Annotated in this window: 17 protein-coding genes; 11 read left to right on the forward strand and 6 right to left on the reverse strand. The window is 40.6% G+C overall.

Annotated elements, in window-relative coordinates; genetic code table 11:
* Positions 1-646 precede the first annotated feature (646 nt).
* The 7 genes from ACWIB3_RS15190 (at position 647) to ACWIB3_RS15220 (ending at position 7,283) form a co-directional block, all read left to right on the forward strand.
* Positions 647-1,099: a GNAT family N-acetyltransferase gene (locus tag ACWIB3_RS15190; RefSeq protein ID WP_214648425.1), complete on the forward strand. Its 453-nt coding sequence runs from the start codon at positions 647-649 to the stop codon at positions 1,097-1,099.
* 89 nt (positions 1,100-1,188) lie between these two features.
* A complete protein-coding gene (locus tag ACWIB3_RS15195; RefSeq protein WP_454292023.1) occupies positions 1,189-2,127 on the forward strand; it encodes an alpha/beta fold hydrolase in 939 nt (312 codons plus the stop codon).
* A 68-nt stretch (positions 2,128-2,195) separates the two neighbouring features.
* Complete coding sequence (locus ACWIB3_RS15200; protein ID WP_313262230.1) at positions 2,196-2,657, forward strand: GyrI-like domain-containing protein; 462 nt, start codon at positions 2,196-2,198, stop codon at positions 2,655-2,657.
* 191 nt (positions 2,658-2,848) lie between these two features.
* Positions 2,849-3,844: an NAD(P)H-dependent glycerol-3-phosphate dehydrogenase gene (locus ACWIB3_RS15205; RefSeq protein WP_262890807.1), complete on the forward strand. Its 996-nt coding sequence runs from the start codon at positions 2,849-2,851 to the stop codon at positions 3,842-3,844.
* Positions 3,844-4,740: an oxygen-dependent coproporphyrinogen oxidase gene (gene hemF / locus ACWIB3_RS15210; protein WP_454292024.1), complete on the forward strand. Its 897-nt coding sequence runs from the start codon at positions 3,844-3,846 to the stop codon at positions 4,738-4,740. Before ACWIB3_RS15205 ends, hemF begins: the two co-directional genes overlap by 1 nt.
* 22 nt (positions 4,741-4,762) lie before the next feature.
* Positions 4,763-6,022, forward strand: coding sequence for a M16 family metallopeptidase (locus tag ACWIB3_RS15215; RefSeq protein ID WP_454292025.1), 1,260 nt, complete (start codon positions 4,763-4,765; stop codon positions 6,020-6,022).
* A complete protein-coding gene (locus ACWIB3_RS15220) occupies positions 6,012-7,283 on the forward strand; it encodes a M16 family metallopeptidase (protein ID WP_454292026.1) in 1,272 nt (423 codons plus the stop codon). The genes ACWIB3_RS15215 and ACWIB3_RS15220 overlap by 11 nt, the downstream gene beginning before the upstream one ends.
* Before the next feature lie 108 nt (positions 7,284-7,391).
* On the opposite strand, the gene ACWIB3_RS15225 is transcribed toward ACWIB3_RS15220, so the two are convergent.
* Genes ACWIB3_RS15225 through ACWIB3_RS15235 form a run of 3 tightly spaced genes read right to left on the reverse strand, consistent with a single transcriptional unit; the run spans position 7,392 to position 9,132 of the window.
* Complete coding sequence (locus ACWIB3_RS15225; protein WP_185212623.1) at positions 7,392-8,111, reverse strand: tRNA threonylcarbamoyladenosine dehydratase; 720 nt, start codon at positions 8,109-8,111, stop codon at positions 7,392-7,394.
* Between the two features lie 3 nt (positions 8,112-8,114).
* On the reverse strand, positions 8,115-8,765 hold the full coding sequence (locus ACWIB3_RS15230) for a TatD family hydrolase (protein ID WP_313262236.1): 651 nt from the start codon (positions 8,763-8,765) through the stop codon (positions 8,115-8,117).
* 40 nt (positions 8,766-8,805) lie between these two features.
* Positions 8,806-9,132: a hypothetical protein gene (locus ACWIB3_RS15235; RefSeq protein WP_185212621.1), complete on the reverse strand. Its 327-nt coding sequence runs from the start codon at positions 9,130-9,132 to the stop codon at positions 8,806-8,808.
* 411 nt (positions 9,133-9,543) lie between these two features.
* Between ACWIB3_RS15235 and ACWIB3_RS15240 the strand changes: the two genes are divergently transcribed.
* The 3 genes from ACWIB3_RS15240 to ACWIB3_RS15250 are packed head-to-tail and all read left to right on the forward strand — an operon-like array spanning position 9,544 to position 12,590.
* Entirely contained in the window at positions 9,544-10,455 is a 912-nt protein-coding gene (locus ACWIB3_RS15240) for a histone deacetylase family protein (protein ID WP_313262238.1), read from the forward strand.
* A 6-nt stretch (positions 10,456-10,461) separates the two neighbouring features.
* Positions 10,462-11,517, forward strand: a complete 1,056-nt coding sequence (locus tag ACWIB3_RS15245; protein WP_185216872.1) for a nucleoid-associated protein — start codon at positions 10,462-10,464, stop codon at positions 11,515-11,517.
* A 2-nt stretch (positions 11,518-11,519) separates the two neighbouring features.
* A complete protein-coding gene (locus ACWIB3_RS15250; RefSeq protein ID WP_454292027.1) occupies positions 11,520-12,590 on the forward strand; it encodes a DUF3810 domain-containing protein in 1,071 nt (356 codons plus the stop codon).
* Positions 12,591-12,622: 32 nt separating this feature from the next.
* Here the strand turns inward: ACWIB3_RS15250 and ACWIB3_RS15255 are convergent, their stop codons facing one another.
* On the reverse strand, positions 12,623-12,949 hold the full coding sequence (locus ACWIB3_RS15255; RefSeq protein WP_185212618.1) for a HesB/IscA family protein: 327 nt from the start codon (positions 12,947-12,949) through the stop codon (positions 12,623-12,625).
* A 74-nt stretch (positions 12,950-13,023) separates the two neighbouring features.
* The gene (locus ACWIB3_RS15260; RefSeq protein WP_454292028.1) at positions 13,024-14,196 is read right to left on the reverse strand and encodes a cysteine desulfurase family protein; all 1,173 of its coding nucleotides are present in this window, start codon (positions 14,194-14,196) and stop codon (positions 13,024-13,026) included.
* A gap of 85 nt (positions 14,197-14,281) precedes the next feature.
* Between ACWIB3_RS15260 and ACWIB3_RS15265 the strand changes: the two genes are divergently transcribed.
* The gene (locus ACWIB3_RS15265) at positions 14,282-15,136 is read left to right on the forward strand and encodes a mechanosensitive ion channel family protein (protein WP_454292029.1); all 855 of its coding nucleotides are present in this window, start codon (positions 14,282-14,284) and stop codon (positions 15,134-15,136) included.
* 149 nt (positions 15,137-15,285) lie between these two features.
* Here ACWIB3_RS15265 and ACWIB3_RS15270 read toward each other — a convergent pair whose 3' ends face one another.
* Complete coding sequence (locus ACWIB3_RS15270) at positions 15,286-16,011, reverse strand: MIP/aquaporin family protein (RefSeq protein ID WP_454292030.1); 726 nt, start codon at positions 16,009-16,011, stop codon at positions 15,286-15,288.
* Positions 16,012-16,048: the final 37 nt, after the last annotated feature.

Below are 16,048 nucleotides of genomic sequence, written 5' to 3' on the forward strand. Positions count from 1 at the left end.
GTGCTGGTCGAAAATGTTCCTGAAAAACGATATACAAAAAGCCTTCATCGAATAGATGAAGGCTTTTTTGCGTAGGTGAGGGATCGAACCTTGTGTTGGCCGGGGTTCGACCCGCAGGGGGTTCAGGGTTTGCGCTGGGGGCATGTGGGGCTGAACCAATCCCTCACGGGTGCTGGTCGAAAATGTTCCTGAAAAACGATATACAAAAAGCCTTCATCGAATAGATGAAGGCTTTTTTGCGTAGGTGAGGGATCGAACCTTGTGCCGGCCGGGGTTCGACCCGCAGGGGGTTCAGGGTTTGCGCTGGGGGCATGTGGGGCTGAACCAATCCCTCACGGGTGCTGGTCGAAAATGTTCCTGGAAAACGAAATACATAAAGCCTTCATCGAATAGATGAAGGCTTTTTTGCGTAGGTGAGGGATCGAACCTTGTGCCGGGTGGGGTTTGCCTAGAGTCCATCTAATTTTCAGCTTCATTTTTAAAATATCATGTAAAGGCTGTTTAGGCGTTCAATTTTGCAATTAGAGAATGCATTTGGCTTTCAGTTGTCACAACGTTTTTTAATCCTTTCCCTAAAGCGATCACATCGTTAGATACAGTTGATATTTTATTTAATTTTGCAACAGCAATCAATAAATATATTAGCATGATGCCTTCTGAGAGCTTTGAAATTATTAAATATTCCGATGCATATAAGCAACAAGTTTTGACTGTTTGGGAAAAATCAGTTCTTGCGACACACGATTTCTTGACCCCAAATGATTTTAAAGAAATTAAGGAATTAGTCAGTACAATTAATTTCAATGATTTTCAGGTTTTTTGTTTAGTAAATGGAAAAGTTATATTAGGTTTTATTGGTGTTGCAGATATGAAAATTGAAATGCTCTTTTTAGACCCTAAATATTTCGGACAAGGGCTGGGACAGAAATTATTAAATTTCGCAGTCAAAAAACTAAATGCAGACAAAGTAGATGTAAATGAGCAGAACTCAAAAGCAGTGAAATTTTATCATAGGTTTGGGTTTGAAATTTTTGAAAGAACTGATAAGGACGACCAAGGAAGAAACTACCCTCTGTTAAGGATGAAATTAGCTGATTAACAATACAGTATCTATAAAATTATCTGTCAATCTGTTTAAATTATAACCTACCCATTTCCTTTCCTCTCTCCAAATCTTTAACTTTATACATGGCTATTAAAAAATCTGGAACTCATTCCATTTCCTTTGAAGGCACAACCCTCGACGTCTTTTACAACTCATATCTTCCTAGCTCCGACAAAATATACGGCAGCATCATTGTCCTGCACGGTATGCAGGAGCACAGCGGTCGATACGATGAATTTGCTACCTTTCTTTCGAAAAACGGATTTGCAGTCCTGACCTATGACCATCCTGGTCATGGACAAACTGCCAAGGGAAAAGAAGAATTAGGTTTCTTCCATGAAAACAAACCTGGAGAGTTTTTGATTCAGGTAGCTATAGGCATGTCACAGTTTTTGAATTCGCAGTACAAAGATCAGCCTCATTTCATCATAGGTCATTCATTAGGTTCCTTTATCTCAAGGAATGTCATTCAGGAGATAGGGGAAGAATTTAGGGGAGCCATCTTGATCGGTTCGGGACATGCAATGAAGGGAAGCTCCCTGGGCACGAAGTTTTTGGGAGTTCTTAATCGAGTAGCTCCAAATTCCAGGTCCAGTTTTATGAACGAAAAGTTTGCCCAGATCAATAACAGGAAGTTTAAGGATGAGCCCAACCATGAGGATCTAAATTGGTTGAGCCTAAACTTGGAGAATCGTGATAATTACCTTACTGATGAATACTGTGGGATAGACTTTACGGACAATGCTTTTTATGGAGCGGCGCAGGTGACATTGTGGGGCAGTGGGAACGGATGGGTCAAAAAGATTCCAAAAGAGCTATCGGTTCTGTTTTTGAGTGGTGAGGACGATCCGATTGGTGATTTTGGGAAAGGGGTGAAAAAATCTGCTGAGGAGTTGGTAGAACATGGGAGCAAGGATGTCAAGTATCAACTTTATCCAAAAATGAGGCATGAACTATTGAATGAGGATGTAAAGAAGGATGTTTATCAGAAAATATTGGACTGGTTATTAATCAAGATTTGAGTTTGGGGATGATGCTGACAGGCTGTTGTCATAGCTTTGTTTTTCTTTGTCCTAAATAAATACGAAAAATGATGAGTAGAGAACATATTGAAAGGTTTTATGTGATAGGCATTGCTGTCACAACCTGTAATACCGATGGGTCGGCGGCACAGGATATTCCTGCACTTTGGGCAAAATTTGCAGGGGAACGATTGGATTCTAAAATTCCTAATCGAATCGATGACACTGTTTATTGTATCTACACAGATTATGAAAGTGACTATCAACATCCTTATCTAACCTTATTGGGGTGCAGGGTGAGTTCTTTGGATGAGATTCCTGTAGATATGGTCGGGAAAGAGATTCCGGCCTCGAATTATGAAAAGACCATTGTGGAAGGTGATATTTCAGGTCCTGCCATTTATGGAGCTTGGGAAAAAATCTGGGCTTCTGATCTGGACAGAGCATATAGAGCGGATTTTGAAGTCTACTCTGCTGAAACTTGCCAAGCCGAGGAACCATCCCTTGAAATCTTTGTTTCCGTGCGTTAATTGTAGATTAGTTAAAGAAATTCTTAATAGGAAAGCTGCCATTGGTGGCTTTTTTTGATTTCTGCATCGTTTTATTTTAGGATTGATGGGCCAGCCTTTAAGTTATATGCGGTAAAATCAAGCTTTATTTTACATTAGCAACGGGCTTTTATTGGTATCTTTGTTTTTCATACAAATAAAGGAGGGATCTTTTGGCAAAAATTGGAGTTATAGGTAGTGGAAGTTGGGCTACTGCAATGATCAAAATGTTGACAGATAACCAACAGACTAAACATATCAATTGGTGGGTTCGCAAGCAGGAAGATATTGATTATATAGAGCAATACCATCATAATCCATCTTACTTAAGTGCTGTTGAAGTTAAATTGGACCATATCAGTTTGTTCTCTGATCCAAAGGAAGTATTCCAAAATTCGGATATCATTATTCTGAATACCCCTGCAGCTTATCTTGAAGACGCCTTGCAGGATCTTCAACCTGATGATTTCAAGGATAAACTTCTGGTATCCGCCATCAAAGGAATTGTGCCATCCATAAAAATGATCGTCGGCGAGTTTTTGAACAAGAAATTCGAGGTGCCATTGGAGGATACGGTTGTTGTAGGTGGTCCTTGCCATGCGGAGGAGGTATCGCTTGAAAAACTTTCGTACCTGACCTTTGCTTCGAAGAACACTGCAAATGCTGCTGTTGTTGCTCAATTTTTTCAAAACCATTATATAAAAACAGTGGTGTCCAATGATATGTTGGGCGTAGAATATGGCGCTGTCCTTAAAAATATCTATGCATTGGCTTGTGGTATCTGCCATGGTCTAGGTTATGGCGATAATTTTCAGGCGGTATTGATATCCAATGCTATCCGTGAAATGGAGTATTTCGTCAATGCTATCGATCCGCAGAAAAGGGAAATCAATCAATCGGCCTATTTAGGGGATCTATTGGTGACAGCCTATTCGCAATTCAGCCGCAATAGGACCTTCGGTACCATGATCGGCAAGGGCTACAGTGTGAAATCTGCACAGATGGAAATGAATATGGTGGCAGAGGGATATTTTGCTTCTGATTGTATCCAAGATATTATCTTGAACCATCAATTGGATATGCCAATCTGCAACACCGTTTACAATATTTTATACAAAAATCAATCAGCTACATTAGCTGTGAAAGCATTATCGGATAAACTGACGTAATGATTAATAAAGATCAAATCGCTGAAAAATATAAAGAGATTCAAGACGAGATCACCCAAGCGCTAGAGGCATTGGATGGAAAGTCTCGTTTTGAGGAAGAACTGTGGGAACGTGAAGGTGGAGGTGGAGGAAGGACCCGTATCATCCAACATGGAAATATATTGGAAAAAGGTGGGGTAAATTTCTCTGCTGTACATGGAAAGCTTCCTGAGCAGATCAAGAAAGCATTTGGCGTAGATGAAGATGAATTCTTTGCTACAGGTGTTTCCATTGTGATCCACCCCAATAATCCATGGGTGCCGATTATCCATATGAACATCCGGTATTTCGAATTGAATGAAAATATACGTTGGTTTGGTGGTGGTATTGACCTGACTCCGCATTATGTGGATGAAACCGATGCTACTTATTTCCATCAGGAACTGAAGAAAGTCTGTGATCAGTATTCATCGGAATTCTATCCTAAGTTCAAGGATTGGGCTGACCAGTATTTCTTTATCAAGCATAGGGATGAAACCAGAGGGATCGGTGGTATATTTTACGATAAATTGACTCCTGAAAAGGCAGGTATCTCTGATCAAGAGATCTTTGACTTTTCATGTGATCTTGGCCATCTTTTCCCGAAAGTATATAGTGAATTAGTAAACAGAAGCCGAAATAAACAATTTACAGAAGCTGAAAAGAACTGGCAGTTACTGAGGAGAGGCCGATATGTGGAATTTAACTTGGTATACGATGCTGGTACTAAATTTGGCTTAGAGACCAATGGAAGGATTGAATCCATATTGATGAGCTTGCCAGAACAAGCGAATTGGTTCTATAATTTCCAAACCGAACAAGATTCTAAAGAAGAAAAAACTTTGTCCCTATTGAAAAAGGGGATTAACTGGGTTTAGTGTTTATTGAAATTCAGATTCAATGATAAAATTTGAAAGATTCATTCTTGAGAATGGATTGAAAGTGCTTGTCCATGAGGACCCTCATAGTCCTATGGCTTGCATGAACATTTTGTATAATGTAGGGGCACGGGATGAGCAGGAAGACAAAACTGGCTTCGCCCATCTGTTTGAGCACCTTATGTTCAGTGGTTCAGTAAATATTCCGAACTACGATCAACCTTTACAGAGAGTTGGCGGTGAAAATAATGCGTTTACCTCAAACGATATCACCAATTACTATATCACCTTACCCGCAAACAATATTGAAACTGCCTTTTGGTTGGAATCGGATCGTATGATGGGCTTGGCATTTAATGAGCAAGGCTTGGAGGTTCAGCGCAATGTAGTGATCGAAGAATTCAAGCAGCGTTATCTGAATCAACCTTATGGTGATGTTTGGCTGAAGCTGAGGGATTTGGCCTATAAGGTGCACCCTTATAAATGGGCTACCATAGGGAAGGAAGTCAAGCATATCGAGGATGCCAAAATGGAGGATGTAAAGGCTTTCTTTAAGAAGTTTTACACCCCTAATAATGCCATTGTAGCCATTACCGGTAACGTAAAGTTAGAGGACATCAAGGCATTGGCTAAAAAATGGTTCGCTGATATTCCGGTTGGGGAAGCCAATGATAGAAACCTTCCGCAAGAGCCTAAGCAAACAGCGGCCCGTGTGGAAGAAGTGACCGCGGATGTGCCGGTGAGCAGTATTTACATTACTTTCCATTCGGTAGATCGGCTAGATCCCAACTATCAGGTGGTTGATCTGATCACGGATGTGCTGGCCAGAGGAAGCTCCTCTAGACTCTACAGGAGATTGGTAAAGGACCGCAAATTATTCAGCGAGATCAATGCATATGTGCTGGGTAGCTTGGATAACAACCTTATCGTTGTGGAGGGCAAGCCGGTTGAAGAAGTCTCCCTTCAGGATGCAGAGAAAGCAATCTGGGAGGAGCTTGATAAACTGAAATCGGAATTGGTTTCTGTGGAGGAACTGACCAAAGTAAAGAACAAGATTGAATCAACCATGGTCTTTGCTGAACTATCGATCTTAGATAAGGCGATGAACCTGGCATATTATGAATTGCTTGGGGATGCTGAACTATATAATCAAGAAGTAGAAAAATATTTGAACATAACTGCCGAAGATATCATGCGAGTATCTCAGGAGACCTTTCAACGAGATAACTCATCCACATTAATGTACAATGCAAGAAGTAAGGAGGCTGAACATGCTGAATAGAATACATGCACCATCGATTAATGGAATTGGCGATATCAACCTTGAGCGACCAGAGGAAATCAATTTTTCCAACGGGCTGAAGGTTTTTGTGTTCCATGCGCCGGAACAGGAGCTGGTAAAGGCCGAGTTTGTTTTCAATAATCTCTTTGAAGGTTTTGAAAATCCGGTTAGGAACACCGCTCTGAGCTCTATGTTGAAGGAAGGGACGAGTTCATTGAACAGTGCCCAAATTGCAGAGAAGATTGATTTTTACGGGGCTTATCTGGTTCCTGAATTCAGTTTTGACTATAATGCCCTGACGCTTTATTCATTGGGTAAGCATATTGATGCGGTCCTGCCCATAGTCAATGATATCCTGAATAACTCCATCATCCCTGAACAGGAATTGCAAACCTATGTGAGGAACAACAGTCAAAGTCTGCAGATTTCATTGGAGAAAACTGATTTTATCGCTCGTCGTTGCTTTTATGATAGCTTGTTCGGTTCCACACGTTATGGACAATCGGTAACGGATGAATTGTTAAAGGGATTGGATAGGGAGGATATTGCAAGATTGTACAGACAGCAGATTCAACCTAAAAACGCGACATTGTTCCTTTCGGGAAATATTACTCCGGAGGTCTTGTTCAGTTTTCGGAATTATTTTGAAGATCAATGGCAAGGAGATGTTCAGATCAACCATTCGCCATTTATCCAAAAAGCAGAACATAATATGGAGTTGCTTAAGGTCGATAAACCTGGAGCATTACAATCGTCCATCCGCCTAGGAAAGATTGGAATCAAGCGTTCGCATGCGGATTATCCAGCTTTACAGTTTGTAAACACGTTGTTTGGTGGTTTCTTTGGTTCCAGATTGATGAGCAATATCCGTGAGGATAAAGGCTATACCTACAGTATTGGTTCGTTGGTGGCCAACCTAAGCCATGCTGGTTTTATTTCCATCGTCACAGATGTTGGTTCTGCATACACAGAAGATACCTTGAAACAGATCGAGTTGGAGTCCAGGAGATTGCAGGATGAAAAGGTGAGCGAAGAAGAATTGGAATTGGTGCGGAACTATATGCTAGGGGCAATGCTAGGAAGCTTGGAATCTATATTTTCGCATGTCGATAAATTCAAGTCTGTCTATTTTTCAGGATTAGACCTTGATTATTACACCTATTACAGCAATATCGTAAGAAATATCAACGCCGACCAAGTTCAAGATATAGCCCAGAATTATTTGGGAGTAGATGATATGGTGAAGGTGGTTGTGGGATAAGTAGTATTTAGTAGTTAGTATTTAGTATTTAGACCCTTTCAACCGTCTAAATACTAAATACTTGATACTAAATACTATTTTCAATATACTTGATACTAAATACTAGTTTCATGCCATTAAATCCCTGATTGCTACGGAGGCTAAAGTGCCACCAAATGCTGCTGGTAGGTAGGACATGGTTCCGTAGGCAGATTTTTTGAAATTGCTGCCATCGGTGTACAGTAAAGATTCTTTATCTGGGAGTTCGGTTGAGAAAACAACTTTGACTCCTTTTTTTATGCCGTGTTTTTTGAGTTTTTTGCGGATATGCTGTGCAAGCTTACAGTTGAAGGTACTGCCAATATCGGCTACTCGGATTTTAGTAGGGTCGACCTTGCCACCAGCACCCATGGAACTTACAAAAGGTACCTGGGCATCCAATGCCAAGCGAATGAAAAACAATTTAGGCGTGATACTGTCAATAGCTTCTACGCAGTAATCGGGTTTTAAGTCCAATAGACCGGGGATGCTCTGTGGCAGAATAAACTCTTGCACCACATTAAGTTCCAATTCAGGATTGATAGCCAATAGCCTTTCTTTCATGATCTCAGCCTTTGCTTGGCCATGATTGGTTGCCAAGGCTGGTAACTGCCTGTTTCTATTGCTGGGATCGACCGTATCTCCATCGATAATGGTCATCTTTCCAACACCAGACCGTGCAATAAATTCAGCGGCAAAGGAACCTACACCGCCAAGACCAAGTACCATGACATGGGAGTTAGCCAATTTCTCCAGAGCTTCTCTACCGACAAGTGCTTCGGTACGAGAAAGCCATGATATATCCATCATTCTTTATATACTATAATTAAAAACCTTCTTGAAATTCAGCAAGATCTGCTGCTCCAGTTCCTGCAAAGGCAGTTTTCTGGCGCGGCAAAAATAAGCATAAATTTCAGAGATTTTTGCATTCTTATCGTCACATTCTAAGAAAACACGATCGAGAGGGATATTGCGGATTACCTCCAGCATTCCGCCCTGTAAGATGTGTGGGCCCAAGGATAGGTAATAGCCATTTTTCAGGAGGGTTTCTGCCAATGCCCAGTTTTTTGCATAGCCATGCATCATGACGGGAACTTGATTGTGTTTTGCGGTCAAGGCACTGAATACTTCCGAATAGGCTCGGACACAATGGATAATAAGGGGCTTGTTGATTTCATTGGCTAATTCGATCTGTTTTTCGAAAGCCATGACCTGCTTCTCCCAAGGAGTAGAGGCCAATTTATCTAAACCACATTCACCAACGGCGATCACTCCTTCTTGAGCCTGATAGCGCAGCAAGGTTTCAAACTGCAGATCAAAATTCTCATCTATATACCATGGATGGATCCCTGCGCTGCAGGGTTTTCTGTAGATAGACTCTTTGGAAACAATGACATTGGGCAGCGTGAGGACTCCCGGATCAGGTTCTGCATGTTTATGGGTATGGATATCGATCAGCAACATATAGATTTTGATTCTAAACTAATGATATTTTTGGCAAAAACTACTCCATTATTTCTACCCGTTCAAATTCAAGGATGATAATTCCCGAAGTGGTATCTATTTTAAAACGTTTGCGATTGTGGTCATTGTCGAAATTCTTTTCGATTTCAGGGACTGTTTCTGAAATCTCGAGGATTACTGGATAGCCTTCGTGGGCAATTTCAGAGCGTGAGTAATGGGTGACCTGATCAAATTTCATTTTCCGCTCATGTCCATGATGGCCGGCATCATCATCCAGCAGTAGGGTTACGAATAGTGTCTGCGACTTGGAGTCTTCTTCTGTTTTTATGATTTCTGCTCCTAATAGAGAATTAATGTCTATTACCATAATGCTACATTGTCTAGGTATCTACCTGTATAACAGAAATCGCGTTATTTCGTTTTTATAATAGGTTAATTATTACTAAAAACAAAATTATTGTGCCTAAGGTCCTCCATAATCAACTTCATGATATCCTTCTTTCTTTCAGCTATCAGTTTAGCCTTCAGATTTTTGATAAAAGGATGCTTCCCAGACGACTGGGACTCATTTTTTGAGGAGTTGTTTTTCTTGTTGAACATATTACCTCCTGATGATAAATTGTTTATAATGGTCAAACATTCTAGTAACCAAATGAGATTCAGCTAACTAAGTGTTGTATTAAAGTTAAGGTAATGTGTTGATAATAACAATAGATGGGAAGAATTTTAAGCAGGGATTTAATTTTGCTTAAGGATTGCATATCTTCGTTTCAAAATCTTGAAATTGCTAAAAATCGCCCATCATACTGCTTATATACAACCTTTGCCGGAAGGACATCGCTTTCCGATGATGAAATATGAGCTGATTCCCGAGCAATTGATTTATGAAGGTTTGGTGGGTAGAGATTCCTTCTTTGAACCTGAATTGGTTGATAAGGAAATCATCTACCTAGCCCATGACAAGCAATATACTGACGCTTTATTGAACCTGACCTTAGATCCGAAGATGGTCCGTCGGATTGGTTTTCCTATGACGGAATCGCTTGTTGCACGAGAAAGGTATCTGATTGATGGAACCATTAAGGCTTCCCTGGAAGCCATGAAAAATGCTGTGTCATTCAATACCGCCGGAGGTACCCATCATGCCGGAAGGGACTTCGGCGAAGGATTCTGCCTGCTCAATGACCAGGCAGTAGCTGCCGCCTATCTGTATCATGAAGGGCTGGCAAAGAAGATATTGATTATCGACCTGGATGTTCATCAAGGCAATGGAACTGCCCATATCTTTGAAGACCATCCCGATATCATTACCTTTTCAATCCACGGTGAGAAGAATTTTCCTTTCAAAAAAGAGAAATCTCATTATGACATCGCATTGCACGATGCTGTCGAAGATGAAGAATACCTTTCCATATTAGCAGATAGTATTCCCGAATTATTTAATAAAGTTGAACCTGATTTTGTGTATTTTCAGTCAGGTGTCGATGTATTGGCGACTGACAAGCTCGGAAAATTTAACCTGAGCATGGAAGGTTGCCGCCAGAGAGATGCGATCGTCTTTCAAAATTGCAAGAAGTTTAAAGTCCCAGTTGAAGTGAGTATGGGCGGCGGATATTCTGTTCACATCAAGGATATCGTCAATGCTCATGTCAACACCTATAGGACTGCCATAGATATTTACGATTTATAAAAAATTATGTTTTTTCACCAAGATGCTAGTTTCCTGAACCTGATAATCCATCATGTAGGAAATAAAAGCCAAGACGAGTATTTTACCTTATCTGAGGAAGAAGTTGATGTTAAATCTGATGAGATATTAGCAGATCTGTTGATGCAATATTTTATGAAACCATTTGCTAAGGCGAATGAGGTCTATCGATTCTACCATCCTAACGATACCTTGGATCTAAATGAGGTTTTTTACTTTTCAAGACAGTATTTCAAAGGAGAATTGGGATTCGTGGATTTTTCAAAATCCATTGCTAAGTTCCTGTATGAAGTAACCGAACATCCCAAGATCAAATCTGGAGAGCTGTATGTTGTAGCTCTGGATAATGTGCAATTGGAAGGAGAGGAGCATAAGGCTATAGGGATCTTTAAATCGGAAAATAAGGAGGCTTATCTGAAAGTTTATACCGAAGCTTCAGGCTTAGGGGTGAATTACGAAGAAAAAGCAATCAATATCAATAAACTTGATAAAGGGGTGGTCATCGTGAATGTTGAAGAGGAGGAAGGCTATAAAGTGCTCTGTGTGGACCAGACCAATGGTTCTGAAGCGGTGTACTGGAAGGATGATTTCTTAAAACTGAAGACCAGAAATGATAACTACCAACAGACCGGGAACCTGATGAAAGTCTACAAGAACTTTGTTAACGATAAGATAGATGAGGTTTTTGATATGGACAAAGCAGATAAAATTGACCTGATGAACCGTTCCATGAACTATTTCAAGACAAAGGAAACCTTCGTGGAGGATGAGTTCAACGAAGAGGTAATCGGTAACCCTGATGCTATTTCTCTATTCAAGGATTATAAGAGCAATTTTGAGGATGAGTTTGAAACTCCTTTCCAATCGAACTTCGATATTGCTGCTCCAGCAGTGAAGAAAATGGCAAGCAGCTATAAATCCGTCCTTAAACTGGATAAAAACTTCCATATCTACGTGCATGGCAAGCGTGAGCTCCTTGAGAAGGGTTATGATGAGGATAAGGGAATGAATTATTATAAACTGTATTTCGAAAACGAAGATTAGTCATGGCAAGACCTAAGTCAAATAAGCAGTATTACAAATGGATAGGCATCTGTATTTTGCTGATATTGGCCTTGCAGATCTTTCAATCAAACTCGAGTTGGGTAGAAACTGCTTATAGCCGTGGTTTCTACCCCATTTACGCTTATATCCCCAAATTTCTTTTTGGCTGGTTACCCTTTAGTATCGGAGACCTGATCTATGCTTTTATCTTTATCCTTCTTGCATGGACACTAATAAAAGCCATTGTTTTGCTCTTCAAAAAGCAATATGCTCAGTCAGGAAAACGATTTTTAAGGTTTATTGGCCTACTCTTGACTTTCTATATCTTCTTTTATGCTGCTTGGGCATTGAACTATTATAGGATACCCATCAGTAAGCAATTGGATATAAAAGTTGATACCATAAAGCTTGAAGATCATCTATCGGTACTGGAGGCCCATATTGCCAAGGCAAATGGGCTTCGGGAACAGATAAATATTACAGATCAAGATAGGGAAAAGGCAGCTGAGCAGATTCAGGAATTGATGTTAACTGATCAAACATTTCCTATGCTCAGTAAGTCGCAGGTCGAGATTAAGACCCCATTGATTGGTCCTATGGCATCGTATTTTGGGGTGTCGGGTTATTTCAATCCATTCAGCAATGAGGCTCATGTCAATGCTGAGATGCCAAAAACGAGCTATCCTTTCACGGTTGCCCATGAACTATCCCATCAGATGGGGATTGGATTTGAAGACGAATGTAATTTTATCGCTTTTGTTAAGTTGAAGGACCATGCAGATCCTTGGTATCAATATGCGGCCTATTATGAAAGTGTTACTTACCTGCTTAGGACCTTATATCTGGTCGATAAAGTAAAGTTCGAGACCTATAAGGAGCAGCTTTCCCCACTAGTTAAAGCTGATATCAAGGAAGACCAAGATTATTGGCTGCGCTATACCGGTTGGATATCGGATATATCAGGCTTGTTTTACAACCAATATTTGAAACATAACAATCAGATCGAAGGGATGGCAAGATATGGAATGGTCAGTAGGTTGATCATTGCCTGGGAAATAAAAAAGGCTAACTGAACCAGCTAGCCTATTATCGATTTTATCTTTTCCTATACAGAGAAACTTTCTCCGCATGCACAAGTTCTAGAAGCGTTAGGATTATGGAATTCAAATCCTTTACCTGTCAGACCATCAGAGTAATCCAATTCTGTTCCGGCTAAATAAAGATAAGATTTGATATCTAAACAAATCTTTACTCCATTGTCCTCGAAGAACTGATCTCCTTTTTTCTCTTCATTGTCGAAGTTCAATTTGTAAGATAGTCCTGAGCAACCACCGCTTTCCACAGCAACACGTACGAAATAAGTGTTATCGTAGTTCTCTTCCTTAATAATTGCGCTTATACGTTCTTTTGCTTTATCAGTAACGGTAACCATGATTTCTCCTTTAAATAATTCTACAAAAATACATAAAACAAATATGAAATATGATTTCAATCATCTTTCTTCTGTCAAATTAATCCTTCCTTGTACATCTCCCAAATTGGTGAATCCTTCCTAATGCTTTCACAGGCGGCTTTTATGAGAGGAATCGCATAGTCTATTTCTGCCTTGCTATTGTATTTGCTAAAGCTGAAGCGAAGGCTGCAATAAGCTTCGTCATCGGTATAGCCCATGGCCTTTAAAACATGAGAAGGATCTCGATCTCCAGAGACACATGCCGACCCAGAGGAAATAGCTATGGTTGGAAGTTTGGTCATTAATTCTGTTGCCTTTACATGTTTGATATGTATATTGCTGCTGTTGGGTAATCTGCTGCTTCCCAGTGTTTTGATTTCGCTCTCCTCAATCTCTTCTAGAAGCCTTTTTTCAAAGTAATCTCTTACCTCTCCCACTTTATCATGGTCGAAATTTACCTGTTTCGCTGCCTCTCCCAAGCCTACAATTTGATGGACAGCATAGGTTCCGCCACGAAAGCCTGATTCCTGTTTTCCTCCTACAATCAAGGCTGGGATCTGGGTAGGTTTCGTCTTCCTGCGGATATATAATGCGCCAATTCCCTTCGGTCCATGGATCTTGTGGGCACTCAAACAGGTAATATCGATAGGTATCTTACTGAGGTCCAATGGCAGCTTTCCAATCCATTGGGTGGCATCACAGAAAAAAAGAACATCGTTTTCTAAACAGATCTTGGCAATCTCTTCAATAGGTTGAAGAACTCCGGTTTCATTATTGGCTGCCATAATGCTTATCAAAACTGTTTTGTCTGTGATCGTGTTCTTTAATTCTTCCAAATCGATAACTCCAAATTTGTTCACCTTGAGGTAGCTAACCTGCATACCTTCTTTCTCCACAGCGTGACAACTGCTCAATACAGCTTTATGCTCCGCACTGGAAGTGATGATATGGTTGCCTTTGGATTGATAGGCTTTGCTGATTCCCTTGATTACGGTGTTAATGGATTCTGTAGATCCCGAGCTGAAATAAATTTCCTTAGGGTTTACATTCAATAATTCTGCGATCTGTAAACGAGCCTTTTCTACAGCATGGTTGGCTTGTCTCCCTAATTTATGCTGTATGCTGGAAGCATTTCCGTAGGAGTCCTTTATATAGGGGAGCATGGCCTCAAAGACCTGATTGTCTATCTTCGTTGTGGCATTATTATCAAAATAGCAGTAGTCCATATGTTAAAGTTATTTAAAATATTAAGCCATCAGCTGAATAAAAGACTATTTTTTTATTTTTGGGCTAAATTATCACAGCAAGAAAATGAACTTTGCAAATTTAGAATCAAGCTTAGAGAAGTTGTTCGACGTAATCCTTCTTAAAATCCCGAGTATAGCCGTTGGTTTCTTCATCTTAATTGTAGGCCGTTACATCATAAAATTCGTCCTGAAATTTATCGATAAGCGCTTTGTCAAAAAAGATGTTGATATTTCAATCCGCTCCTTTATCAAGAGCCTTTTAAAATTTGCGATGTATGCCTTATTGATCCTGACGGTAGCTAATACCATGGGGATTGAAACCACCTCCTTTATCGCTGCATTATCAGCCTTCGGTCTAGCGGTTGGTATGGCCTTGCAGGGAAGCTTGTCAAACTTTGCAGGTGGGGTGCTGATCTTGGTGTTCAGACCATTTGATGTGGGCGATTATATATCCAGTGCCAATGGTTCTTCTGGCTCTGTGGAAAGAATTGATCTATTGTATACCACCATTATTGATGATGACGGAATCCGCGTATTTAGTCCTAACGGAACCTTAGCGAATTCGGTCATTAAGAATTATACAAAGATCACCGCGCGAAGAATGCAGTTCACTTTCGTTGTTTCCTATGATACGAACATCAAAGTGGCCCGTGAGGCAATCCTTTCGGTATTAAATACTGATGAACGTATTTTGGATGCGCCAAAGAAAGAGGTCATCGTGGGTGACTTAAAGGAATCAGGAATCAGTTTGGTGGTAAGGGCTTGGGCGAACCGCGAAGTATTCTGGGCAACGAAAAACCAGGTTAGCGAGGAAATCAAGAATGTTTTAGATGGAAAGAATGTAATATTCCCTTCCAATATAGTGAAGGTCATAGATGAAACTCCAGGCGATGAAGAAAAGGACAAGGCCGTTTCCTAATCCATTGAGTTAATCAAAACATAATATCGGTAAGCTACAACAGCCTGTTGTAGCTTACTTAGTTTAGAAGGGTCCTCCTTACTATACTTTGGAAGTACTTTCTGGTTGATTTTGTTCAAAATCCTAAAGAATCCCTTTTTCATATTTTTTTAGTGAATCAATAAATTCAAACCTACAGCTAATAATGCTCCAATAATTGGACCAAGAACAGGCACCCAAGCATAACCAGCATCAAATCCAGCTTTATTTCTTATCGGAAGGATGGCATGTACGATCCTTGGACCTAAATCCCTGGCAGGGTTGATCGCATAACCCGTTGTTCCACCTAGAGAGAGTCCGATCACCCACACCAAAAAGGCAACAGGAATTGCCCCAATAGAACCCAAACCTACCACAGAATCATCCGAAAGCTTGGCATCCGTAAAATGGAGGATAGTGAAGATCAGAACAAAGGTTCCCACAACCTCAGAGATCAGGTTGATGGGCAGGTTCCTGATGGCAGGTTCTGTACAGAATACAGCTTGCTTTGCACCAGGGTCTTCCGTAGCATCAAAATGACTCTTATAGACCAACCATACCACAGTTGCCCCGATCATAGCACCCAAAAACTGAGCAGCAATGTAAGATAGGGAAGTAGCAAGGTCCAATTTGCCCAATGCCAGGTTCGCAATGGTTACAGCGCAGTTCAAGTGGGCTCCTGAATAGGGAGCGGCAATGCTGACCCCTACAAATACAGCCAATGCCCAGGCGGTTGTGATCACGATCCATCCCGAATCATTTCCTTTAGTTTTGTTCAATACGACATTGGCAACAACCCCGCCTCCTAAGAGAATCATTACGGCGGTGCCAACAAGTTCAGCTATAAATGGTGTCATTTTTAGGTTTTATAGTAATATGTTTTCAATTAGGTGT

This window comes from Sphingobacterium sp. NPDC055431, assembly GCF_053644255.1.

Bases quoted from the DNA above. Each gene is read 5' to 3' on its own strand.
- ACWIB3_RS15220 (WP_454292026.1), top strand. From the start codon at position 6,012: ATGCTGAATAGAATACATGCACCATCGATTAATGGAATTGGCGATATC.
- ACWIB3_RS15215 (WP_454292025.1), top strand. From the start codon at position 4,763: ATGATAAAATTTGAAAGATTCATTCTTGAGAATGGATTGAAAGTGCTT.
- ACWIB3_RS15250 (WP_454292027.1), top strand. From the start codon at position 11,520: ATGGCAAGACCTAAGTCAAATAAGCAGTATTACAAATGGATAGGCATC.
- ACWIB3_RS15235 (WP_185212621.1), bottom strand. From the start codon at position 9,132: ATGGTAATAGACATTAATTCTCTATTAGGAGCAGAAATCATAAAAACA.
- ACWIB3_RS15195 (WP_454292023.1), top strand. From the start codon at position 1,189: ATGGCTATTAAAAAATCTGGAACTCATTCCATTTCCTTTGAAGGCACA.
- ACWIB3_RS15260 (WP_454292028.1), bottom strand. From the start codon at position 14,196: ATGGACTACTGCTATTTTGATAATAATGCCACAACGAAGATAGACAAT.
- ACWIB3_RS15255 (WP_185212618.1), bottom strand. From the start codon at position 12,949: ATGGTTACCGTTACTGATAAAGCAAAAGAACGTATAAGCGCAATTATT.
- ACWIB3_RS15245 (WP_185216872.1), top strand. From the start codon at position 10,462: ATGTTTTTTCACCAAGATGCTAGTTTCCTGAACCTGATAATCCATCAT.
- ACWIB3_RS15265 (WP_454292029.1), top strand. From the start codon at position 14,282: ATGAACTTTGCAAATTTAGAATCAAGCTTAGAGAAGTTGTTCGACGTA.
- ACWIB3_RS15200 (WP_313262230.1), top strand. From the start codon at position 2,196: ATGATGAGTAGAGAACATATTGAAAGGTTTTATGTGATAGGCATTGCT.
- ACWIB3_RS15225 (WP_185212623.1), bottom strand. From the start codon at position 8,111: ATGATGGATATATCATGGCTTTCTCGTACCGAAGCACTTGTCGGTAGA.
- hemF (WP_454292024.1), top strand. From the start codon at position 3,844: ATGATTAATAAAGATCAAATCGCTGAAAAATATAAAGAGATTCAAGAC.
- ACWIB3_RS15190 (WP_214648425.1), top strand. From the start codon at position 647: ATGATGCCTTCTGAGAGCTTTGAAATTATTAAATATTCCGATGCATAT.
- ACWIB3_RS15270 (WP_454292030.1), bottom strand. From the start codon at position 16,011: ATGACACCATTTATAGCTGAACTTGTTGGCACCGCCGTAATGATTCTC.
- ACWIB3_RS15230 (WP_313262236.1), bottom strand. From the start codon at position 8,765: ATGTTGCTGATCGATATCCATACCCATAAACATGCAGAACCTGATCCG.